Consider the following 22,109-nt stretch of genomic DNA (forward strand, 5'->3'; position numbering starts at 1 on the left):
ACGGCCCCAGTTGGGGCCCTTGGAGAACAAAGATGAGCAAAGCAACGAATAAATTTGAGCTGATGAGCACCAAAGACATCTGCGGGCAGCTGTGTATTTCCTCACGTACACTCGAACGCTACAGGAAAAGAGCCCCAAACGAGAACCCATTTCCTGAGCCCGATTGCGCTTACATGGGCGGCCCCAATAAATGGCTAAGAACCAAAGTCACCGCCTGGCAGATTAAAGAGATGTCACGATCAACCCGTAAGCCGATGTCTCACCTGAATCTAACCCGTGATGATAAAGGCCGTCTCACCCGACCTGACGCGGCGTGAACTCCAGAATGTCGGGCTCGACGATGCTCATAAGTCGGGCCCACCACTTACCATATGCCACTCTCATTTCCTCAACATAGGTATGCTTGTCGTACACCGACCACACACCTGGCAGCTTGTGCCCGAGCATTATCTCGGCGATATGAGGCTCTGTTAGCTCTGAGAAATTCGTTCGCGCAGTTCTGCGTAGGTCATGAATAGTAAAGTGTGGGACCTGCTCGTTATAAGCCTTCAGCATGAACTTAACCAGGTTGCTACTGATGCTCATGTGAAAGCCTTCGCTCATCGGTTTGTCTTCGTATTTTGAAAAAACAAAGCGTCCAGGCGCCAGCTCAATGGCCCGTTTTATCAGCGGGAGCATTTCCGGAATGATAGGTCGAATTATTGGTTTCTTTGTCTTCCGCCCTGTCTTGTGGTTTTCCCATGGAACAGTCCAGATCCCTTCTTCAAAATCAAAATGTGCGACTTCAGCCTGCCGGAGTTCGCCGACCCTGCACGCCCATATAAGTGACAATTTATAGAGGATTTTGTTGCGCTCAATGAGGCGGGAATCCTCAATGGCTCGCCAGACTATCGCCAGCTCTTTGCGGTCCAGGGTTCGCTCGCCCATTTGTTTCTGGATGCCGAAATCACGGCCAGACATTTCGGATAGCGGATTAACCTCGAGCAGTTGCCGTTTTACCGCCCAGGAATAACACTGTCGGCCGTTGCTAATTACGCGCCTGGTGATCTCACTGTATCCTTGGGCCAATCTGTCCAGGACGGTGAGCCAGTTGTGCAGCGTGAGCTGATGTGCAGGGTATTTCCCGAGCTTGGGGAAAACGTGCAATTCGAATGTACGTAAAATCTGACCTGCCGTTTCTTTCTGAACGCACACTATTGAATGCCATTCGCGAAACAGCTCTTCGAAGGTGTACTGGCTGTTAATCTTGGCTTTGTCGAGGCTTTGCCTGATCCGTGGGTTTTCGCCACGGGCAAGAATGGCGGCCCACTTAGCGACTTCATCGCGAGCGGCTTTTAACCCGAACTCCGGATAGCTGCCGATCGTCATCTTGTCCTGTTTGCCCAGGAAGCGGAATCGGTAGAAAAAAGTAACGGCCCCCTTTTTGGAGATGCGTACCCACAGACCATCACGGTCTGCCTTTTCTTCAACTTTGTCTCGTTCGCGCCCAAGGCACGACTTTAGATAACTATCTGAAATAGCCATGATTTGTCCCTGCGTGTGTCCATCAGAACGGGCGGTGATGTGTCCATCATAGGATATGGACGCGCTGGTGGACACAAAAACCATGACTTATGATGTCGTAGGTTGACTGTACATGCAAACAGTATTGTTTTAGGAAAGGCTGATTTGATGGGGATCTTGAGGTGTTTTTGTCGGGGGTTTGCGGGGGCTGGCGGGGTATCAATTATCGATGTGAGCAATGATCGAAAAGTTACGTATGTTCTTCATATAGTTAAATAATTATGCCTTACGAATTCCTGGAGGCCGCTGTTCTTAGCCTGACGTTTTTCAGTGCGAAAACGCAGCATTCTACACTACATCCTCGCTACCTGGAAATGCACTTAGAGACAGGTATAGCGTGAAGAAAGGGCGTTTTCTGTATTAGGGCGTAAAAATTGATAAAGCCCGATGGATCATCGGGCCTCAGAAGAGAGCGTCTCGACACGAAGCTGGTCTGGTGCCAACCCAACGCTGAGAATGACAGGCTGCCACTCTTCGCGCGCGGCAAGCTTCGGTGAGAGACCTTTAGCAAGCCAGAATCCCCCGATGCCCCCCAACGCGGCACCGCACATGGCGGCCACATCGGTACCAAACAGCGTCTGGAAAAGGCCGCCCATGATAAATAACCCGACCAACGGAGAGAGATAGACCAGCATCGCGGAACCGAGCAGACTGCCTTCCGCAATCCCCAGTTCAACCTTCTGCCCCGCCACCAGCGGCTGTTCACTTGGCACAGAGATAGTATGCGACGTTTGCGGCCCAAGCTTGTTCAGCACGCGGCTGCCGCACCCGGCACGGGATGCGCAGCTATTGCATGAGGCTTTGACATCGCAACTGACTCGCGCAACACCATTTTGCCACGAGACGACGGTTGCCCACTCTTTAATCATTGCGCGGCCCTGAATTTAATGCTGTCTGAAATGCGCTTCGCCGTCTGCGGAGGTAATTCACCCACAATCGTGATCTCTGCGTTATCACGTACCGTGGTGCTCACCGTGCGACGTCCGGTACGAAGCATTTGCTCAGAGCTGTTTGCCGTTGCGCGGTTGATATTCACCGAGAAACTGAACAAACCGTCGGAATAGAGGCGCGACTCAACGGGCGTGTCAATAGTTGGCAACTGACGACGGCTGCTGGACACTTCGCTAAAGCCTTGCGGGATCCAGGAAGGAACCCAGTTGAAGTTAACGGAATCCCCTGCCGGAACAGAAAGCAGCGGCGGCAGGCTGGCTTTGGCCAGATTCTGCATGCTGTTGCCAACCTGATTGTTCACGCTGAAGGAGATCACGCGGAACTGTTCAAGCGTTTCACCGTCGCGGTCAAGCAGGTCCACACGCATCGGCAGCTTGGTTTCCGCATCAATCCAGACGATATAGCTGTAGCGCGTGCCATCGCGAGCAACCACGCGGATCACTTCACACAGTCTGTCTGCGATGCGCGTACGCCCTACCGAAATAAAATCGTAGTAAGGGGCCAGCCGCTTGAAGTCGGTATAGATGAGTGACGGCAGAGAATCAACGATATAGTCGCCATTGAGCGTGAAAGGCTCCAGGCCGGGCTCGAAATAGCTGATTTCGTTGCCTCGCTGGACAACTTCCCGACGCGGACCATCCATCTGTAAAAGCTGGGCGAGTGGCTGATTATCAAGACGGGCATGACGATAGCGTAACGACTCGACGCCCTGCTTATTAATGCTGATAAATGCCAACTCGTAATTGAGTGACTGGCTGGCCAGATTCATTTGCTGCAACAACGCCCCGGATGAAACATCAGCCGAGGCGTTGGCAGAGAAGAACAGGCTACCCGCCATCAGAGACATGGCGAACCAAAGTTGCTTCATTACTGCGATTGCGTTCCTAAAGTTTGGTTTCCGGGCACCTGCACAGCAGCTTGCTGGGTTTGGGCCTGCTCAAACTGAAGCTGTTCAGAGTGCAGACGACGCTGCAACTCGTAATCCTGCAACATCGCATTAATGCGACGGCGCTGCTCCTGCACCTGCTGTTGCTGACCGCCGCTGGCGGAAGCATCAGCCGGTACGCCCAGGCTAACCGGGCTCGCTTTGCCCATCATCGGCAGTGTGTTAAACACTGGCGCTTCTGGCTGCTGATTAGTTTCAGACTGAGTATTATAGTGCTGGACGCCAACGATAACTGCAAGCGATACGCATGCAGCAACCCCCATTTGGGTGAGCTGGCTGGCCCACGGACGCACCTTTTGCCAGAACGGCATTTTCTGCCACTGGTGAGGTGCAGGTTGAGCTTCAGGAATCAGCGGAGTGGTCTGATGAACAGGCTCATTCTCAATGGCCGCCATCACGCGGGCAGAGATATCGAAATGGAGAACCTCGCCGGTATCGCCGCGCAGCGTGTCACGGATGAGATGGTAACTCTCCCAGGTCTCTTGCATTTCGGGAGAATGAGACAGCTCGTTGAGCAGCTCACTATCCAGCGTCTCACCATCCATTAAAGCGGAAAGTTTTTCTTTCTGCATGCCTAATACCTTTTCCAGTATCCCGCTATCGTCAACGCCTGATAAGCGGTTGAACTTTATTATCAATAGCTTCTCGCGCACGGAAGATTCGTGAACGCACCGTGCCGACCGGACAATCCATGATAGCGGCTATCTCTTCATAGCTCAGACCATCAAGCTCCCGTAACGTAATTGCCATGCGTAAATCTTCCGGGAGCGACTCGATCGTGCGAAAAACAATTTGTCTCAGTTCTTCTGACAACATTAAGTTCTCAGGGTTCGAAATTTCTTTCAGCGCACCGCCACTTTCGAAGTTTTCGGCGTCGATAGCGTCTACATCACTGGACGGCGGACGACGCCCCTGAGCAACCAGATAATTCTTTGCCGTATTGACAGCAATACGGTACAGCCAGGTATAAAAAGCACTATCTCCCCGGAAAGAATCCAGCGCGCGATAGGCCTTAATAAAAGACTCTTGCACCACATCAGGCACATCACCTGACGGTACATAGCGGGAAACCAGACTCGCCACCTTATGCTGGTAGCGCACCACCAGTAAGTTAAAGGCTTTCTGATCTCCCTTCTGGACCCGTTCAACCAGGACCTGGTCCGTTAACTGCTCGCTCATCCGAGGTAATGTCTCCCCAAACCTAAATTCCACGCGTTATCGAAACGCCACTCTAAAAACACCGCACTTTGAGCAAGCACCGAGTTAGAGTGTCCGATCGTCAATAAGTTCCGTAACGCCTTTGTTTTTGTTCATCGCGCCGCAGACTGTTCATTTTCTCTCATTATAAGTCTGTTCACGATACGCACCACTTTCTGACAAGAAACATCTTTTTCCCGCGAGAAGAGTAACGCAACCCAGTCTTTATTTCATCACAAAATCTGACGCTAACGATCTGCTTCGCAAAATAATTTCATTCCTTTACCCGCTATTTACTCCGCCTTACGCGTTTAGCCATTGCAACAACCTCTAAAAAAAACGTGCGATAAATCGCACTCAGGTGCTATTCTGACCCAACAATGTTTAGTAAATTAAACAACAATCATGAACACAACATCTGAACTCCATTGTGATGTCCTGATCATCGGTAGCGGCGCTGCCGGTCTCTCTCTGGCGCTGCGCCTTGCCGAACATCAAAACGTTATCGTTCTGAGTAAAGGACCGATAAGTGAAGGTTCCACATTTTATGCCCAGGGCGGTATTGCCGCCGTGTTTGACGAGACCGACAGCATAGCGTCGCACGTAGAAGATACGTTGATTGCCGGCGCCGGGATCGTGGATGCGCACGCCGCAGAGTTCGTTGCCAGCAATGCCCGCCATTGCGTTCAGTGGCTCATCGATCAGGGCGTATTATTTGATACCCAGATTCAGCCTAACGGTGAAGAGAGCTACCACCTGACGCGCGAAGGCGGCCATAGCCACCGCCGCATCCTGCACGCAGCGGATGCCACCGGTAAAGAGGTGGAGACCACGCTGGTGGGTAAAGCGCTTAACCATCCTAATATTCGGGTTCTTGAGCGCAGTAATGCCGTTGACCTGATTATTTCCGACAAGATTGGCCTGCCTGGTCCGCGTCGCGTGGTGGGTGCATGGGTCTGGAACCGTAATAAAGAGAAGGTTGAAACCTGTCAGGCGAAGGCCGTTGTACTGGCGACGGGCGGCGCCTCAAAGGTGTATCAGTACACCACTAACCCGGACATCGCTTCCGGAGACGGTATCGCCATGGCCTGGCGCGCAGGCTGCCGCGTGGCGAATCTCGAATTTAATCAGTTTCACCCAACAGCCCTGTTCCACCCTCAGGCGCGCAACTTCCTGCTGACGGAAGCTCTGCGCGGTGAAGGCGCTTATCTGAAACGCCCTGACGGTACCCGCTTTATGCCGGACTTTGACGCGCGTGGCGAGCTCGCCCCTCGCGATATCGTTGCCCGCGCCATCGACCATGAAATGAAACGTCTGGGCGTGGACTGCATGTATCTCGATATCAGCCATAAGCCAGCCGCATTTATTCGCCAGCATTTCCCGATGATTTACGAAAAGCTGCTGAACCTGGGGATTGATTTGACCCGCGATCCGGTGCCCATTGTGCCTGCGGCCCACTATACCTGCGGGGGCGTGATGGTTGACGATCACGGGCGCACCGACGTAGAAGGTCTGTATGCTATCGGCGAGGTGAGTTATACCGGCCTTCACGGCGCGAACCGTATGGCGTCGAACTCGCTGCTTGAGTGTCTGGTGTACGGCTGGTCAGCGGCGGAAGACATCACGAAACGCATGCCTTACGCCCGCGAGACCGAGCACTTACCTGCCTGGGATGAAAGCCGCGTGGATAACCCGGACGAGCTGGTCGTGATCCAGCACAACTGGCATGAGCTACGGCTGTTTATGTGGGACTACGTGGGGATTGTGCGCACCACAAAACGTCTGGAACGTGCGTTGCGCCGCATTACTATGCTGCAGCAGGAAATTGATGAATATTATGCCAATTTCCGCGTATCCAATAATCTGCTGGAGCTGCGCAATCTGGTGCAGGTTGCCGAGCTGATTGTTCGCTGTGCCATGATGCGTAAAGAGAGCCGCGGCTTGCACTACACCCTGGACTACCCGGATCAGCTTGCTGAATCCGGCCCGTCGATACTGGCTCCGCAGGTTCACATAAACAGATAAAATGCCTGGGTCAGAGCAGTGTAATCTTCGGAATAACGCTGGTCTGGCCCTCGAATCACCATACGGTCATTAAAGCATTCACCTTCTTTTGGCGAGAGCGCCAGCAGCACGCGGTGCGGCAGTCGTCCTTCCGTATCAGAAATGTCAGTTCGCAAACGTAATGTCCAGCCAATCTCCTGCGCCAGACCAATAAATGTATTACCCGTGCTTTCTGGCAACACTACGCAAAAAAATCCCTCTTCAGTGATGAGTTCAGCCGCGCTGGTAAGCAGTGCTTTATGATCGAGTGAACCGGTATAACGCGCCTGTTCACGTTCAGGGGTACCACACTCGACACCGGGCGCGTAGTAAGGAGGGTTGCTGACGATAAGATCGTAACGCGCAGTTTGTTCAGGCGCCCAGACCAGCACATCCGCACATTGAACGCGAATCCGGTCTGCCCAGGGGGATTCGGCCGCATTTTCACTCGCCTGCCCTGCAGCCTGCGCATCGAGCTCAACGGCATCAATCGTGACATGCTCTTCCGTACGCTGGGCCAGCATCAACGCCACCAGCCCGCTGCCGGTACCGATATCAAGAATACGTTTAACACCTGCGACAGGGGCCCATGCTCCCAGTAAAATACCGTCGGTGCCGACTTTCATGGCACAGCGATCGTGGGCGACAAAAAACTGTTTAAACGTAAAACCATCGCGGCGCAACTGCGCTTTGAGTTGAGACATGTCAGGGCAACCTTCTAAGTGAAACTGGAGTAGCATAGGGGAAAGCGAAGGCACCGCAAAGCGATATCCATACAAACAGATGAAGATTACAGCCGTAACGTCTATAATCAGCGCCCCACACAGAGGTAGAACATGACTGTAACGACTTTTTCCGAACTTGAACTCGATGAAAGCCTGCTCAATGCACTTGAGAGCAAAGGCTTTACACGCCCGACCGCCATTCAGGCAGCGGCCATTCCGCCTGCGCTTGAGGGCCGCGATGTGCTCGGTTCTGCGCCAACCGGCACGGGGAAGACAGCAGCCTATTTGCTGCCTGTGTTGCAGCACCTGCTCGACTTTCCACGAAAAAAATCAGGCCCACCGCGTATTTTGATCCTGACGCCTACGCGCGAGCTGGCCATGCAGGTTGCCGATCACGCGCGTGAGCTGGCGGCTAACACCCATCTGGATATCGCCACTATTACCGGCGGCGTGGCGTATATGAACCACGCCGAAGTGTTCAGCGAAAACCAGGATATCGTTGTTGCGACGACGGGCCGTTTGCTGCAGTACATTAAAGAAGAGAACTTCGACTGCCGCGCGGTAGAAACGCTGATTCTGGATGAAGCCGACCGCATGCTGGACATGGGCTTCGCACAGGATATCGAACATATTGCGGGCGAGACGCGCTGGCGTAACCAGACGATGCTGTTCTCTGCCACCCTTGAAGGGGACGCGATTAAAGATTTCGCCGAGCGTCTGCTGGAAGATCCGGTTGAAGTCTCTGCGACGCCCTCTACGCGTGAGCGCAAGAAGATCCACCAGTGGTATTACCGTGCGGACAACCTTGAGCACAAGGTCGAATTACTGAAGCACCTGCTGAAGCAGGAAGATGCTCTGCGTACCATCGTCTTTGTGCGTAAACGCGAGCGCGTGCACGAGCTGGCAGAAATGCTGCGTAATGCGGGCATTAATAACTGCTACCTCGAAGGTGAGATGGCGCAGGTTAAGCGTACCGAAGGCATCAAACGCCTGACCGATGGCCGCGTGAACGTGCTGGTGGCGACAGACGTTGCCGCGCGTGGGATCGACATTCCGGACGTGAGCCACGTGATCAACTTCGATATGCCGCGCAGTGGTGATACCTATCTGCACCGCATTGGCCGTACCGGTCGCGCCGGACGTAAAGGTACTGCGATTTCACTGGTTGAAGCGCACGATCACCTGCTGCTGCAAAAAATTGGTCGCTATGTTGATGAGCCGCTGAAATCTCGCGTCATTGACGGCCTGCGCCCAACTACCCGCGCGCCGAGTGAAAAAATGACGGGCAAACCGTCCAAGAAAGCACTCGCAAAACGCGCTGAGAGAAAAGAGAAAGAAAAAGAGAAGCCGCGCGTTAAGCAACGCCACCGCGATACCAAAAACATTGGTAAGCGTCGTAAGCCAAGCGCTGCCGCGCAGGATACGAAAACTGAAGAGTAAGAAAAAGCCGGGGATTTCCCCGGCTTTTTTATTCCCCCCCGAAACTGGAACCTTACAGGCTTTCAGTAAAGGTACGCGCGATAACGTCGCGCTGCTGCTCTGGGGTCAGTGAGTTAAAACGAACCGCATAGCCAGACACGCGAATAGTCAGCTGTGGGTACTTTTCAGGGTGCTCAACGGCATCCATCAGCGTTTCGCGACGCAGAACGTTAACGTTCAGGTGCTGACCGCCTTCCACGCGCACTTCCGGCTTCACTTCCATTGGGATTTCACGATATTCGATTTCGCCCAGTTTGCTCACTGGCACGATCTCATCTTCAGTAAAACCGGCTTTTGCAACCACGCAGCGTGCTTCGTTTTTCTCGCTGTCCAGCAGCCAGAAAGAATTGAGCAGATCGTCATTTGCAGCTTTAGTAATCTGGATACCTGTAATCATGTGTTGCCTCCCTTAGGCTACATTAACTGGTGTCGGCCTCACACGGCCAATTGGTAAAACCATTGTTTCTTGTGTGTATATATATCACTCGCACCCCGGTGATTTATTGATTTAAATCAACAAAAACACCAACCACATAAAGAGTGTGGTTTGAATTTATTGTTTTAGATCAATTTCAGCACCTTACCAATTCAACTGGTTGTGTATCTTTTCAAAATAAATTTAGTTACTTAGCGTGCATTTCAGCGCGTCATTTTGCTCACTGGCGTTTAACAGGTAAGCTAGACACAGAATGAGATTCGCAGGAGAGCGAGATGACCACACCGTTGACATGGCACGATGTGCTGGCAGAAGAAAAACAACAACCCTATTTTATCAATACACTCAGCACCGTTGCAGCTGAACGTCAGTCCGGGCAGACGATTTATCCGCCGCAGAAAGATGTGTTCAACGCCTTTCGTTACACTGAGCTGAGCGATGTAAAGGTGGTCATTCTTGGCCAGGATCCGTATCACGGCCCGGGTCAGGCACACGGGCTGGCGTTCTCCGTCCGTCCGGGCGTGGCTATCCCACCTTCTCTGCTCAATATGTATAAAGAGCTTGAGGGAACCGTTCCTGGCTTCACCCGCCCCACCCACGGTTACCTGGAAAGCTGGGCGCATCAGGGTGTGCTGCTGTTAAATACGGTACTCACTGTAAGGGCGGGTCAGGCACATTCTCACGCCAGCCTGGGCTGGGAAACCTTTACCGATAAGGTTATTAGCCTGATCAACGAACATCGTGAAGGCGTGGTGTTTTTACTGTGGGGTTCTCACGCGCAGAAGAAAGGGGCGATTATCGACCGTCAGCGCCATCACGTTTTAAAAGCGCCGCACCCGTCTCCGCTGTCGGCACATCGCGGTTTCTTCGGCAGTAATCACTTTGTTCTGGCGAATGAATGGCTGGAAAAACGTGGCGAAACGCCAATTGACTGGATGCCAGTGTTACCGGCAGAGAGCGAGTAGGATTTGAATGTGCCGGGTCAGACCCGGCACATTGAGAGGCTTATGCCTTATTCTGACGCCACCACTCGGCCAGCAGTACGCCGGTCGCAACGGATACGTTCAGACTTTCTACATTACCTGTCCCGTCGATAGAGACGCTAAAATCCGCACTGGAGAGCGCCGCGTCAGACAGACCGTCACGTTCCTGACCTAATACCAGCACCATTTTACGCGGCAGCGTCGCTTTAAACAGCGGCGTACCAGCATGGCTCGACGTGGTCACGATGGAATAACCCGCTTTACGGAACTGCTCAAGGGCGTCCAGCACGCTGTCGCCGGTGATCGGCTGCACATGCTCCGCTCCGCCTTCTGCTGTGCGGATCGCGGCACCGGATTCCAGCAGTGCGGCATCCTGTAACAGCACACCCTTCACGCCAAAGTGTGCGCAGCTGCGCATCATCGCGCCCAGGTTGTGCGGGTTGCCTACATCTTCTAGCGCCAGCACGCAGTCATCGGCATCCGCCTGGCTGACCCACTGCTGCACGGTGGTGCCGTTACGTTTTTTGATCAGGAAGCAGACGCCGCCGTGGTGCTCGGTACCGGACGCTTTGGTCAGCTCGGCATCATCCACCACGTGGTAGGCTTTACGGTTCGCAGCCATCCAGCGCAGTGCTTCTTTAAAGCGCGGGGTCACGCTCTGGATAAACCAGGCGCGGACGATACACTCAGGACGGCTCTGGAACAGCGCCTGGCAGGCGTTCTCGCCATACACGCGAGTCTCTTCCGCACGCTGACGGCGCAGCACTTCCGGATCGATAAAGCTTTTGCCGCTGATACCGCCGTGATCGGCTTTCTCTGGCGTCTCATCGCCAGGGGCGCGAGAAACGGTGCGCCACGGGGAGGCGTTGTCACGCGAGAAGTCATCACGCGGACGATCGTCGCGTGGACGGTCACTACGTGGGCGGTCGGAACGCGGACGGTCATCGCGTTTGCGATCGTCACGTTTGCGGTCATCACCGCGGGTGTTTCTGTCATCGCGGGCGGGGCGACGGCCACCGTCTGCACGAGAAGACGCCGGACGCCCGCCACCTTTTCCGGTACGCGGATTTTGGGTGCGTTTATCAGAGTCATCATCACTGCGGACATACATCACTTTGACCTTGCCGCTTTTATTTTTCATTTCGTCGTTCATGCTTTTCTCCACCAGCGCTGCGCGAAGCGCGCAGATTACCCGATGTGCCAGCGCATAGCCATAATTTCATACAAAAGCCTGTGACTATTGTTCTCATTGAATAAAACGCATTGTTGTTTCAAACAGGCTCATTGATAATATGTAACATATTAGAAACATTATCGGCGTTCTGCCGCTGTCCCACGGCTCTATCAGAGGTTAGTTATGAATACCGTATGTGCCAACTGTCAGGCTCTTAATCGCATTCCGGACGATCGGATTGACGATGGTGCGAAATGCGGACGTTGTGGCCACGAACTGTTTGATGGCGATGTCATTAACGCGACGGGTGCTACGCTGGACAAACTCCTCAAGGACGATCTCCCGGTGGTGGTCGATTTCTGGGCACCGTGGTGCGGTCCATGCCGAAGCTTCGCGCCAATCTTTGAAGACGTGGCCGAAGAGCGCAGCGGTAAGATGCGTTTTGTTAAGGTGAATACCGAGGCGGAACGCGAGCTTAGCGCACGTTTCCGCATTCGCAGCATCCCGACCATTATGATCTTTAAAAACGGTGAAGTCGTCGACATGCTCAATGGCGCAGTACCGAAAGCGCCGTTTGACAGCTGGTTAAACGAATCACTGTAACTTTCACGGGGCACATCTTGTGCCCCGCTCCCGCCTCTGCGAAAATGGCGTTTTTCCTTCACTTCGCCCATGAACGATAACGCTGTCCTCCTGTTACGCGCCGAACGCCTTGCGCGCGCCACTCGTCCTTTTCTTGCCCGTGGCAATCGCATTCGTCGCTGCCAGCGCTGCCTGCTTCCGCTTAAAGTTTGCCTGTGCGAAACGCTGGCACCCAGTACGGCTAAAAGCCGTTTTTGTCTGGTCATGTTTGATACCGAGCCGATGAAACCCAGTAATACAGGGCGGCTGATTGCCGATATTCTGCCGGATACTGCCGCGTTTCAATGGTCCCGCACCGAGCCGCCACAGGCCCTGCTCGATCTGGTGACAAACCCGGACTATCAGCCGATGGTCGTTTTCCCGGCCTCTTACGCAGGCGACAATCGTCAGGTGCTTTCGGCGCCACCATCCGGTAAGCCACCGCTGTTTATTATGCTGGACGGCACATGGACCGAAGCGCGGAAAATGTTTCGCAAAAGCCCTTACCTTGACGCGCTGCCGGTCATTTCTGTCGATCTTTCCCGCGTCTCGGCTTATCGCCTGCGTGAAGCGCATGCTGACGGACAATATTGCACCGCCGAGGTGGCCATCGCGCTGCTGGATATAGCCGGGGATACCGCAGCAGCAGGCGCCCTGGGCAACCATTTCTCTTGTTTCCGGGAACGCTATCTGGCGGGAAAAACCATTCATAAGGGCAGCATCACAGCAACAGCGTCAGAAAGCGTTTAAAATCATCAGGTCGCTTGCAATCACGGGAGACTTGCATGAGCCAGCGAGGGTTAGAAGCGCTATTACGTCCTAAATCCATTGCCGTTATCGGCGCATCCATGAAACCGGATCGGGCAGGCTATCTGATGATGCGCAACCTGCTCGCGGGAGGATTTAATGGCCCCGTCATGCCCGTCACGCCGGCTTATAAGGCCGTTCAGGGGGTGCTGGCATGGCCAGATGTGCAGAGCCTGCCTTTTGTGCCGGACCTCGCCGTGCTGTGTACGAATGCGAAACGCAATCTGGAACTGCTGGAAGCACTTGGCAAGAAAGGGTGTAAAACCTGCATTATTCTCTCGTCTCCACCTGAACAGCAACCCGAACTGCTCGCCTACGCCAGCCGCTACCAGATGCGTATCCTTGGCCCGAATAGCCTGGGCCTACTCGCCCCCTGGCAGGGGTTGAATGCCAGTTTCTCCCCGGTACCGATCCGCAAAGGCAAACTGGCGTTTATCTCGCAGTCGGCTGCAGTATCGAACACTATCCTCGACTGGGCGCAACAGCGCGAAATGGGTTTCTCCTACTTCATTGCCCTGGGCGACAGCCTGGATATCGACGTTGATGAGCTTCTGGATTTCCTGGCTCGTGACAGCAAAACCAGCGCGATACTCCTTTATCTTGAGCATCTGAGCGACGCCCGTCGTTTTGTATCGGCTTCGCGAAGTGCTTCGCGCAATAAGCCGATCCTGGTTATCAAAAGCGGTCGCAGTCCTGCTGCCCAGCGTCTCCTGCAGTCTCATTCCGGCATGGATCCCGCCTGGGATGCCGCCATCCAGCGCGCGGGGTTACTGCGGGTGCAGGATACGCACGAGCTTTTTTCCGCCGTTGAGACACTCAGCCACATGCGCCCACTGCGTGGCGAGAAGTTAATGATTGTCAGCAATGGTGCGGCCCCTGCTGCGCTTGCGCTGGATGAACTGTGGCTGCGCAACGGAAAGCTGGCAACGCTGGGTGAAGAGACGCTTCAACGCCTCAGAGAGGCGCTTCCGACAAGCGTGATGCCCGGCAATCCGCTTGATTTGCGCGATGACGCCAGCAGCGATCGCTATATTCGGGCTATCTCAATTTTGCTGGATAGTCAGGACTTCGATGCATTGATGATTATCCACTCCCCCAGCGCAGTCGCGCCGGGCAGTGAAAGTGCGCGCGCGTTAATTGAAGCTGTACGCAACCATCCGCGCGGCAAATATGTCACTCTGCTGACAAACTGGTGCGGTGAGTTTTCATCTCAGGAGGCACGACGTCTGTTCAGCGAAGCCGGTCTGCCAACCTACCGTACGCCGGAAGGGACCATCACCGCATTTATGCATATGGTGGAATATCGCCGCAATCAGAAGCAGCTACGCGAAACCCCGGCGCTACCTGGTAACCTGACGGCGAATACCGTCGACGTTCATCGACTCTTGCAGCAGGCTATTGAAGAGGGCGCGACATCGCTTGATACGCATGAAGTGCAGCCCATTCTGGGCAGCTACGGGATGCAAACCCTGCCAACCTGGATCGCCAGCGACAGCGCCGAGGCAGTACATATTGCGGAGCAGATTGGCTATCCGGTCGCTCTTAAGCTGCGCTCTCCCGATATACCGCATAAATCAGATGTTCAGGGTGTCATGTTATATCTGCGTACGGCAACGGAGGTACAGCAGGCAGCTGATGCCATTTTTGACCGCGTTAAGATGGCCTGGCCGCAGGCCCGGATCCACGGACTGCTGGTACAAAGCATGGCTAACCGCGCAGGCGCTCAGGAACTACGAGTCGTGGTAGAGCACGATCCCGTCTTCGGCCCGCTTATTATGCTGGGAGAAGGTGGCGTGGAGTGGCGCCCGGAGGAACAGGCTGTCGTTGCTTTACCGCCGCTGAACATGAACCTCGCGCGCTATCTGATCATTCAGGCGATTAAAAGCAAAAAGATCCGTGGCCGCAGTGCCTTGCGTCCGCTCGATATTGCCGGGTTAAGTCAATTCCTGGTGCAGGTGTCTAATCTGATCGTGGATTGTGCCGAGATCCAGCAGCTGGATATCCATCCGCTACTCGCTTCCGGCAATGAGTTTACGGCGCTGGACGTGACGCTGGATATCGCGCCCTTCGAAGGGGACAGAGAGAGCCGCCTGGCAATCCGTCCATATCCTCTGCATCTGGAGGAGTGGGTAGAGATGAAAAACGGGGAACGCGTCCTGTTCCGCCCAATTCTGCCGGAAGATGAACCCCAGCTGCGGGCCTTTATCTCTCAGGTTACAAAAGAAGATCTCTACTACCGCTATTTTAGCGAAATCAACGAATTTACCCACGATGATTTAGCCAATATGACCCAGATCGACTACGATCGAGAAATGGCGTTTGTTGCCGTGCGTCGTGCAGGTCATGATGATGAGATCCTCGGCGTCACGCGAGCCATTTCTGACCCGGATAATGTCGATGCGGAGTTTGCCGTGCTGGTGCGCTCCGATCTTAAAGGCCTGGGGCTGGGTAGACGACTGCTGGAAAAACTCATCAGTTATACGCGAGATCACGGATTGTTGCGCCTGAATGGCATTACTATGCCAAACAATCGCGGTATGGTGACCCTGGCGCGAAAACTCGGATTTGACGTTGATATTCAGCTGGAGGAAGGTATTGTTGCCTTGTCCCTCGTCCTGACATCAGCAGACAAACACGAGTAACCTACTGGAAATGTTACCCACTTTGGACGGGACTGGTGGTATCATTGTCCGCTTATGTTGTTTGCATGGTACAGACAACCCTTCAATGAACAGAGAAGAAACGCACTGTGATGTTGTCAAAATTTAAGCGTAATAAACATCAACAACACCTTGCTCAACTACCGAAGATTTCTCAGTCAGTTGATGATGTAGAGTTCTTTTATGCTCCCGCTCATTTTCGGGAAACGCTTCTGGAAAAGATTGCCAGCGCCACGCGACGCATTTGCATTGTGGCCCTGTATCTTGAACAAGATGAAGGCGGTCGTGCGATCCTCAACGCACTCTATGAAGCTAAACGTCAGCGTCCGGAACTGGATGTTCGCGTACTGGTTGACTGGCATCGCGCTCAGCGTGGCCGTATCGGCGCAGCCGCTTCCAATACTAATGCAGACTGGTATTGCCGCACGGCGCAGGAAAATCCTGGCGTCGATGTCCCTGTTTATGGCGTACCCGTTAATACCCGTGAAGCACTCGGTGTCCTTCATTTTAAAGGGTTCATCATTGATGACAGCGTCCTGTACAGCGGCGCAAGCCTGAATGATGTCTACCTTCATCAGCTCGATAAATATCGCTACGACCGCTACCACCTGATTCGTAATCCACAGATGGCCGATATCATGTTCAACTGGGTTGATAAAAACCTGGTACACGGTCGTGGTGTTAATCGCCTTGACGATCCTGAGCGTCCTAAAAGCCCGGAGATCAAAAATGATGTTCGCGCTTTCCGCCAGGAGTTGCGCGATGCGGTCTACCATTTCCAGGGCGATGAGAACAACGAAGAGTTATCTGTTACCCCGCTGGTAGGGCTCGGCAAATCAAGCCTGCTGAACAAAACGATCTTCCATTTGATGCCATGCGCAGAGCAGAAACTCACCATCTGTACGCCATACTTCAACCTTCCTGCCGTGCTGGTGCGAAATATCATTCAGCTACTGCGCGACGGTAAAAAAGTGGAAATTATCGTCGGCGATAAAACAGCAAACGACTTTTTCATCCCTGAAGACCAGCCGTTCAAAATCATCGGTGCGCTGCCTTATCTTTATGAGATTAACCTGCGTCGTTTCCTGAGCCGTTTACAGTACTACGTCAACACTGACCAGCTGGTTGTGCGTCTGTGGAAAGATGAAGACAACAGTTACCACCTGAAAGGAATGTGGGTCGACGATGAGTGGATGCTGCTGACCGGTAACAACCTTAACCCACGCGCCTGGAGACTGGATCTGGAAAACGCCATTCTCATCCATGACCCGCAGCATGAGTTAGCCGCCCAGCGTGAACGTGAGCTGGAGTTGATTCGCACGCATACTACGGTGGTTAACCATTACCGCGAACTACAGAGCATTGCCGATTATCCGGTGAAAGTCCGTAAGTTGATCCGCCGTTTACGTCGTATCCGTATCGACCGACTTATCAGCCGTATTCTGTAATGTCAGAGCCCTGTCACCCACAGGGCTTTTTTATGGAGCCCGTTGATGCGTACTTCTCTGCTACTGAGCGTCCTCTTTCTGAGTGGCTGCAGCCATATGGCCAACGATAGCTGGTCCGGACAGGATAAGGCTCAGCACTTCCTCGCCTCCGCAATGCTGTCTGCAGCCGGTAACGAATATGCACAGCATCAGGGATACAGCCGGGACCGGAGCGCAGCGATAGGATTGATGTTCTCAGTAAGCCTTGGAGCATCAAAAGAACTGTGGGATAGCCGCCCCGCGGGGAGCGGCTGGAGCTGGAAAGATTTCGCCTGGGACGTCGCCGGTGCAACCACCGGTTATGCCGTCTGGCAGATGGCGCATTATTAAAGACGAATGCCCTTCCCTTTGCGATGCAGCATCAGGGAGACAATAAAGGCCAGCACCCCCATTACCGTCACATACCAGAAGAATGTCGTTTCACTTCCCCATGATTTAAGCGACAACGCTACATACTCCGCCGATCCGCCAAACAGCGCATTGGCTACCGCATATGAGAGCCCTACCCCTAGCGCTCGTACCTGTGCCGGGAACATTTCGGCTTTCAGTATTCCGCTGATCGAGGTGTAGAAACTGACAATCACCATCGCCAGCATCACCAGTGCAAATGCGGCATATGGCGAGGAGACATGCTGAAGGGCTGTCAAAATAGGGACAGTACACAGCGCTGACAGCCCACCAAAGATCAGCATTGACGTACGGCGACCAATCTTATCGGAAAGCGCACCGATAATCGGTTGTATGAGCATAAAGACAAAAAGTGCCACTGTCATAACAACGCTGGCGACGTTTGCGTGCATTCCGGTGGTGTTCACCAGATACTTTTGCATATAGGTGGTGAAAGTGTAAAAACTGAGAGAGCCGCCCGCAGTGAAGCCCAGCACCATCAGGAAAGCTTTGCGGTTTCGCCATAAACCTTTGAATGTTCCCGCCTCCTTTAGCGTCCTGACCTCTTTCTGCGAGGTTTCATCTAACTGACGGCGTAACCAAAGTGCGACAATCGCCAGTGCTGCGCCCAGTGCGAAAGGAATTCGCCATCCCCAGGTGTGAAGTTGTTCGTCTGTCAGGATCTGCTGCAGGATCACCACCACAAGAATCGCCAGCAATTGACCACCAATGAGCGTGACGTACTGGAATGAGGCGTAAAAACCTTTGCGGCCTTCCAGGGCAACTTCACTCATGTAGGTCGCACTGGTACCGTATTCACCGCCCACCGATAGTCCCTGGAATAAGCGAGCCAGCAAAAGCAGCGCAGGCGCCCATGTCCCGATCGATTCATATCCTGGTAAGCAGGCGATCACCAGAGATCCAAAGCACATCATACAAACCGAGATCAGCATGGAGGCCTTGCGCCCGCGACGATCCGCAATACGCCCAAACAGCCAGCCCCCAATGGGTCGCATTAAGAATCCGGCGGCAAATACCCCTGCCGTTTGTAGTAGCTGTGTTGTGGTGTTGCCGGACGGGAAGAAGATATGTGCGAAGTAGAGTGAACAGAATGAGTAGACGTAGAAGTCAAACCATTCAACCAGATTCCCGGAAGAGGCGCTGACGATTGCCCATACCCTTCTTCGGGTATCACTGTTAGCCAGCGTCCCGTTTGATGTAATACTTTCTGTCATTGTGATTATGCTCCTGCCATAAACAGCGGTGTATTGAGCCAGGAGACTCAATTACCTCGTAAATGAAATGTTATAATTTTGTTATAAATAACATTGAGACAGGGATCACACATTCCATTAGCAGGGTAAGAGATTAAGAGAAAGGCCAGGGGAAAAAAAACCAAAAGCAAAAAACCCCGCACCTTACGGTACGGGGTTCTTCTATTTGATGCCTGGCAGTTCCCTACTCTCACATGGGGAGACCCCACACTACCATCGGCGCTACGGCGTTTCACTTCTGAGTTCGGCATGGGGTCAGGTGGGACCACCGCGCTAAAGCCGCCAGGCAAATTCTGTTATCTGTATCAGGCTGAAAATCGTCTCTCTCACGCCAAAACAGCTTCGGCGTTGTAAGGTTAAGCCTCACGGTTCATTAGTATCGGTTAGCTCAACGCATCGCTGCGCTTACACACCCGACCTATCAACGTCGTCGTCTTCAACGTTCCTTCAGGAGACCTAAAGTCTCAGGGAGAACTCATCTCGGGGCAAGTTTCGTGCTTAGATGCTTTCAGCACTTATCTCTTCCGCATTTAGCTACCGGGCAGTGCCATTGGCATGACAACCCGAACACCAGTGATGCGTCCACTCCGGTCCTCTCGTACTAGGAGCAGCCCCCCTCAATTCTCCAGCGCCCACGGCAGATAGGGACCGAACTGTCTCACGACGTTCTAAACCCAGCTCGCGTACCACTTTAAATGGCGAACAGCCATACCCTTGGGACCTACTTCAGCCCCAGGATGTGATGAGCCGACATCGAGGTGCCAAACACCGCCGTCGATATGAACTCTTGGGCGGTATCAGCCTGTTATCCCCGGAGTACCTTTTATCCGTTGAGCGATGGCCCTTCCATTCAGAACCACCGGATCACTATGACCTGCTTTCGCACCTGCTCGAGCCGTCACTCTCGCAGTCAAGCTAGCTTATGCCATTGCACTAACCTCCTGATGTCCGACCAGGATTAGCTAACCTTCGTGCTCCTCCGTTACTCTTTGGGAGGAGACCGCCCCAGTCAAACTACCCACCAGACACTGTCCGCAACCCGGATTACGGGTCTACGTTAGAACACCAGCCATTAAAGGGTGGTATTTCAAGGTCGGCTCCACGCAGACTGGCGTCCACGCTTCAAAGCCTCCCACCTATCCTACACATCAAGGACCAGTGTTCAGTGTCAAGCTATAGTAAAGGTTCACGGGGTCTTTCCGTCTTGCCGCGGGTACACTGCATCTTCACAGCGAGTTCAATTTCACTGAGTCTCGGGTGGAGACAGCCTGGCCATCATTACGCCATTCGTGCAGGTCGGAACTTACCCGACAAGGAATTTCGCTACCTTAGGACCGTTATAGTTACGGCCGCCGTTTACCGGGGCTTCGATCAAGAGCTTCGCGTTACCGCTAACCCCATCAATTAACCTTCCGGCACCGGGCAGGCGTCACACCGTATACGTCCACTTTCGTGTTTGCACAGTGCTGTGTTTTTAATAAACAGTTGCAGCCAGCTGGTATCTTCGACTGATTTCAGCTCCACCCGCAGGGGCTTCACCTACATATCAGCGTGCCTTCTCCCGAAGTTACGGCACCATTTTGCCTAGTTCCTTCACCCGAGTTCTCTCAAGCGCCTTGGTATTCTCTACCTGACCACCTGTGTCGGTTTGGGGTACGATTTCGTGTTACCTGATGCTTAGAGGCTTTTCCTGGAAGCAGGGCATTTGTTACTTCAGCACCGTAGTGCCTCGTCATCACACCTCAGCGTTAAAAGGTACCGGATTTACCTGGAACCTCCGCCTACATGCTTAAACCGGGACAACCGTCGCCCGGCTAACATAGCCTTCTCCGTCCCCCCTTCGCAGTAACACCAAGTACAGGAATATTAACCTGTTTCCCATCGACTACGCCTTTCGGCCTCGCCTTAGGGGTCGACTCACCCTGCCCCGATTAACGTTGGACAGGAACCCTTGGTCTTCCGGCGAGCGGGCTTTTCACCCGCTTTATCGTTACTTATGTCAGCATTCGCACTTCTGATACCTCCAGCAACCCTCACAGGCCACCTTCAACGGCTTACAGAACGCTCCCCTACCCAACAACACATAGTGTCGCTGCCGCAGCTTCGGTGCATGGTTTAGCCCCGTTACATCTTCCGCGCAGGCCGACTCGACCAGTGAGCTATTACGCTTTCTTTAAATGATGGCTGCTTCTAAGCCAACATCCTGGCTGTCTGTGCCTTCCCACATCGTTTCCCACTTAACCATGACTTTGGGACCTTAGCTGGCGGTCTGGGTTGTTTCCCTCTTCACGACGGACGTTAGCACCCGCCGTGTGTCTCCCGTGATAACATTCTTCGGTATTCGTAGTTTGCATCGGGTTGGTAAGCCGGGATGGCCCCCTAGCCGAAACAGTGCTCTACCCCCGAAGATGAGTTCACGAGGCGCTACCTAAATAGCTTTCGGGGAGAACCAGCTATCTCCCGGTTTGATTGGCCTTTCACCCCCAGCCACAGGTCATCCGCTAATTTTTCAACATTAGTCGGTTCGGTCCTCCAGTTAGTGTTACCCAACCTTCAACCTGCCCATGGCTAGATCACCGGGTTTCGGGTCTATACCCTGCAACTTAACGCCCAGTTAAGACTCGGTTTCCCTTCGGCTCCCCTATTCGGTTAACCTTGCTACAGAATATAAGTCGCTGACCCATTATACAAAAGGTACGCAGTCACCCCATAAAGAGGCTCCCACTGCTTGTACGTACACGGTTTCAGGTTCTTTTTCACTCCCCTCGCCGGGGTTCTTTTCGCCTTTCCCTCACGGTACTGGTTCACTATCGGTCAGTCAGGAGTATTTAGCCTTGGAGGATGGTCCCCCCATATTCAGACAGGATACCACGTGTCCCGCCCTACTCTTCGAGTTCACAACCTGTGCATTTTCGTGTACGGGACTATCACCCTGTACCGTCGGACTTTCCAGACCGTTCCACTAACACACAAGCTGATTCAGACTCCGGGCTGCTCCCCGTTCGCTCGCCGCTACTGGGGGAATCTCGGTTGATTTCTTTTCCTCGGGGTACTTAGATGTTTCAGTTCCCCCGGTTCGCCTCGTTAACCTATGTATTCAGTTAACGATAGTGTGTCGGAACACACTGGGTTTCCCCATTCGGACATCGCCGGGTCAAAGGTTCATATCACCTCGCCGGCGCTTTTCGCAGATTAGCACGTCCTTCATCGCCTCTGACTGCCAGGGCATCCACCGTGTACGCTTAGTCGCTTAACCTCACAACCCGAAGATGTTTCTTTCGATTCATCATCGGTTTGCAAAATTTGAGAGACTCGAACACACATAATATGTGTGTCGTTTCAATTTTCAGCTTGATCCAGATTTTTAAAGAGCAAA

The 22,109-nt window shown here is 53.4% G+C and carries 18 protein-coding genes, 2 rRNA genes and 1 pseudogene; 10 read left to right on the top strand and 11 right to left on the bottom strand.

Annotated features, from left to right (window positions below; all coding sequences use genetic code 11):
- Positions 1-32 precede the first annotated feature (32 nt).
- Positions 33-317 (top strand): excisionase Xis, encoded by a 285-nt coding sequence (gene xis / locus AAER43_RS17195; protein ID WP_022651668.1) that lies wholly within the window; start codon positions 33-35, stop codon positions 315-317.
- On the opposite strand, the gene AAER43_RS17200 is transcribed toward xis, so the two are convergent.
- The 5 genes from AAER43_RS17200 to rpoE form a co-directional block, all read right to left on the bottom strand.
- Positions 295-1,524 (bottom strand): site-specific integrase, encoded by a 1,230-nt coding sequence (locus tag AAER43_RS17200; protein ID WP_342702011.1) that lies wholly within the window; start codon positions 1,522-1,524, stop codon positions 295-297. The two genes, xis and AAER43_RS17200, sit on opposite strands and share 23 nt — an antisense overlap.
- 431 nt (positions 1,525-1,955) lie before the next feature.
- Positions 1,956-2,432, bottom strand: a complete 477-nt coding sequence (gene rseC / locus AAER43_RS17205; protein WP_014884848.1) for a SoxR-reducing system protein RseC — start codon at positions 2,430-2,432, stop codon at positions 1,956-1,958.
- Positions 2,429-3,382, bottom strand: a complete 954-nt coding sequence (gene rseB / locus AAER43_RS17210) for a sigma-E factor regulatory protein RseB (protein WP_023331097.1) — start codon at positions 3,380-3,382, stop codon at positions 2,429-2,431. The genes rseC and rseB overlap by 4 nt, the downstream gene beginning before the upstream one ends.
- Entirely contained in the window at positions 3,382-4,032 is a 651-nt protein-coding gene (gene rseA / locus AAER43_RS17215) for an anti-sigma-E factor RseA (protein WP_014832926.1), read from the bottom strand. The genes rseB and rseA overlap by 1 nt, the downstream gene beginning before the upstream one ends.
- 31 nt (positions 4,033-4,063) lie before the next feature.
- Positions 4,064-4,639 (bottom strand): RNA polymerase sigma factor RpoE, encoded by a 576-nt coding sequence (gene rpoE / locus AAER43_RS17220; protein ID WP_006176728.1) that lies wholly within the window; start codon positions 4,637-4,639, stop codon positions 4,064-4,066.
- Positions 4,640-5,062: 423 nt separating this feature from the next.
- On the opposite strand from rpoE, the gene nadB reads away from it, so the two are divergent.
- Positions 5,063-6,682, top strand: a complete 1,620-nt coding sequence (nadB, locus tag AAER43_RS17225) for an L-aspartate oxidase (RefSeq protein ID WP_023331098.1) — start codon at positions 5,063-5,065, stop codon at positions 6,680-6,682.
- On the opposite strand, the gene AAER43_RS17230 is transcribed toward nadB, so the two are convergent.
- A complete protein-coding gene (locus tag AAER43_RS17230; RefSeq protein WP_014884851.1) occupies positions 6,667-7,404 on the bottom strand; it encodes a tRNA1(Val) (adenine(37)-N6)-methyltransferase in 738 nt (245 codons plus the stop codon). The two genes, nadB and AAER43_RS17230, sit on opposite strands and share 16 nt — an antisense overlap.
- A 132-nt stretch (positions 7,405-7,536) precedes the next feature.
- Here AAER43_RS17230 and srmB point away from each other — a divergent pair, with 132 nt between their 5' ends.
- Positions 7,537-8,865: an ATP-dependent RNA helicase SrmB gene (gene srmB, locus AAER43_RS17235; RefSeq protein ID WP_014884852.1), complete on the top strand. Its 1,329-nt coding sequence runs from the start codon at positions 7,537-7,539 to the stop codon at positions 8,863-8,865.
- Between the two features lie 52 nt (positions 8,866-8,917).
- On the opposite strand, the gene grcA is transcribed toward srmB, so the two are convergent.
- Positions 8,918-9,301, bottom strand: a complete 384-nt coding sequence (grcA, locus tag AAER43_RS17240; protein WP_014884853.1) for an autonomous glycyl radical cofactor GrcA — start codon at positions 9,299-9,301, stop codon at positions 8,918-8,920.
- 314 nt (positions 9,302-9,615) lie between these two features.
- Here grcA and ung point away from each other — a divergent pair, with 314 nt between their 5' ends.
- A complete protein-coding gene (ung, locus tag AAER43_RS17245; RefSeq protein WP_014884854.1) occupies positions 9,616-10,305 on the top strand; it encodes a uracil-DNA glycosylase in 690 nt (229 codons plus the stop codon).
- Between the two features lie 40 nt (positions 10,306-10,345).
- On the opposite strand, the gene AAER43_RS17250 is transcribed toward ung, so the two are convergent.
- On the bottom strand, positions 10,346-11,476 hold the full coding sequence (locus tag AAER43_RS17250) for a tRNA/rRNA methyltransferase (RefSeq protein WP_050862346.1): 1,131 nt from the start codon (positions 11,474-11,476) through the stop codon (positions 10,346-10,348).
- A gap of 204 nt (positions 11,477-11,680) precedes the next feature.
- On the opposite strand from AAER43_RS17250, the gene trxC reads away from it, so the two are divergent.
- The 6 genes and pseudogenes from trxC (at position 11,681) to AAER43_RS17280 (ending at position 17,402) form a co-directional block, all read left to right on the top strand.
- The gene (gene trxC / locus AAER43_RS17255; protein WP_014884856.1) at positions 11,681-12,100 is read left to right on the top strand and encodes a thioredoxin TrxC; all 420 of its coding nucleotides are present in this window, start codon (positions 11,681-11,683) and stop codon (positions 12,098-12,100) included.
- Between the two features lie 69 nt (positions 12,101-12,169).
- A complete protein-coding gene (gene tapT / locus AAER43_RS17260; RefSeq protein WP_050862345.1) occupies positions 12,170-12,868 on the top strand; it encodes a tRNA-uridine aminocarboxypropyltransferase in 699 nt (232 codons plus the stop codon).
- A gap of 35 nt (positions 12,869-12,903) precedes the next feature.
- Positions 12,904-15,567: a protein lysine acetyltransferase gene (gene pat / locus AAER43_RS17265; RefSeq protein ID WP_110820635.1), complete on the top strand. Its 2,664-nt coding sequence runs from the start codon at positions 12,904-12,906 to the stop codon at positions 15,565-15,567.
- Positions 15,568-15,652: 85 nt separating this feature from the next.
- Positions 15,653-15,694: pseudogene (locus AAER43_RS17270) on the top strand (hypothetical protein).
- Positions 15,678-17,033 carry a CDP-diacylglycerol--serine O-phosphatidyltransferase gene (pssA, locus tag AAER43_RS17275; RefSeq protein ID WP_050862343.1) on the top strand — a complete coding sequence of 452 codons (1,356 nt, stop codon included), beginning with the start codon at positions 15,678-15,680 and terminating at the stop codon, positions 17,031-17,033. The pseudogene AAER43_RS17270 and the gene pssA overlap by 17 nt, the downstream one beginning before the upstream one ends.
- 45 nt (positions 17,034-17,078) lie before the next feature.
- A complete protein-coding gene (locus tag AAER43_RS17280) occupies positions 17,079-17,402 on the top strand; it encodes a YfiM family lipoprotein (protein WP_014884860.1) in 324 nt (107 codons plus the stop codon).
- Here the strand turns inward: AAER43_RS17280 and AAER43_RS17285 are convergent.
- The 3 genes from AAER43_RS17285 to AAER43_RS17295 all read right to left on the bottom strand — a co-directional run bounded on the left by AAER43_RS17285 (position 17,399) and on the right by AAER43_RS17295 (position 21,989).
- A complete protein-coding gene (locus AAER43_RS17285) occupies positions 17,399-18,694 on the bottom strand; it encodes an MFS transporter (RefSeq protein ID WP_047344914.1) in 1,296 nt (431 codons plus the stop codon). The two genes, AAER43_RS17280 and AAER43_RS17285, sit on opposite strands and share 4 nt — an antisense overlap.
- A gap of 210 nt (positions 18,695-18,904) precedes the next feature.
- Positions 18,905-19,020, bottom strand: a 5S ribosomal RNA gene (gene rrf, locus AAER43_RS17290).
- Positions 19,021-19,085: 65 nt separating this feature from the next.
- A 23S ribosomal RNA gene (locus AAER43_RS17295) occupies positions 19,086-21,989 on the bottom strand.
- Positions 21,990-22,109 lie beyond the last annotated feature (120 nt).

Source organism: Enterobacter sp. FUJ80071, assembly GCF_038739915.1.
GTDB classification, from domain to species: domain Bacteria; phylum Pseudomonadota; class Gammaproteobacteria; order Enterobacterales; family Enterobacteriaceae; genus Enterobacter; species Enterobacter kobei.

Bases quoted from the DNA above. Each gene is read 5' to 3' on its own strand.
- xis (WP_022651668.1), top strand. From the start codon at position 33: ATGAGCAAAGCAACGAATAAATTTGAGCTGATGAGCACCAAAGACATC.
- AAER43_RS17200 (WP_342702011.1), bottom strand. From the start codon at position 1,524: ATGGCTATTTCAGATAGTTATCTAAAGTCGTGCCTTGGGCGCGAACGA.
- rseC (WP_014884848.1), bottom strand. From the start codon at position 2,432: ATGATTAAAGAGTGGGCAACCGTCGTCTCGTGGCAAAATGGTGTTGCG.
- rseB (WP_023331097.1), bottom strand. From the start codon at position 3,382: ATGAAGCAACTTTGGTTCGCCATGTCTCTGATGGCGGGTAGCCTGTTC.
- rseA (WP_014832926.1), bottom strand. From the start codon at position 4,032: ATGCAGAAAGAAAAACTTTCCGCTTTAATGGATGGTGAGACGCTGGAT.
- rpoE (WP_006176728.1), bottom strand. From the start codon at position 4,639: ATGAGCGAGCAGTTAACGGACCAGGTCCTGGTTGAACGGGTCCAGAAG.
- nadB (WP_023331098.1), top strand. From the start codon at position 5,063: ATGAACACAACATCTGAACTCCATTGTGATGTCCTGATCATCGGTAGC.
- AAER43_RS17230 (WP_014884851.1), bottom strand. From the start codon at position 7,404: ATGTCTCAACTCAAAGCGCAGTTGCGCCGCGATGGTTTTACGTTTAAA.
- srmB (WP_014884852.1), top strand. From the start codon at position 7,537: ATGACTGTAACGACTTTTTCCGAACTTGAACTCGATGAAAGCCTGCTC.
- grcA (WP_014884853.1), bottom strand. From the start codon at position 9,301: ATGATTACAGGTATCCAGATTACTAAAGCTGCAAATGACGATCTGCTC.
- ung (WP_014884854.1), top strand. From the start codon at position 9,616: ATGACCACACCGTTGACATGGCACGATGTGCTGGCAGAAGAAAAACAA.
- AAER43_RS17250 (WP_050862346.1), bottom strand. From the start codon at position 11,476: ATGAACGACGAAATGAAAAATAAAAGCGGCAAGGTCAAAGTGATGTAT.
- trxC (WP_014884856.1), top strand. From the start codon at position 11,681: ATGAATACCGTATGTGCCAACTGTCAGGCTCTTAATCGCATTCCGGAC.
- tapT (WP_050862345.1), top strand. From the start codon at position 12,170: ATGAACGATAACGCTGTCCTCCTGTTACGCGCCGAACGCCTTGCGCGC.
- pat (WP_110820635.1), top strand. From the start codon at position 12,904: ATGAGCCAGCGAGGGTTAGAAGCGCTATTACGTCCTAAATCCATTGCC.
- pssA (WP_050862343.1), top strand. From the start codon at position 15,678: ATGTTGTCAAAATTTAAGCGTAATAAACATCAACAACACCTTGCTCAA.
- AAER43_RS17280 (WP_014884860.1), top strand. From the start codon at position 17,079: ATGCGTACTTCTCTGCTACTGAGCGTCCTCTTTCTGAGTGGCTGCAGC.
- AAER43_RS17285 (WP_047344914.1), bottom strand. From the start codon at position 18,694: ATGACAGAAAGTATTACATCAAACGGGACGCTGGCTAACAGTGATACC.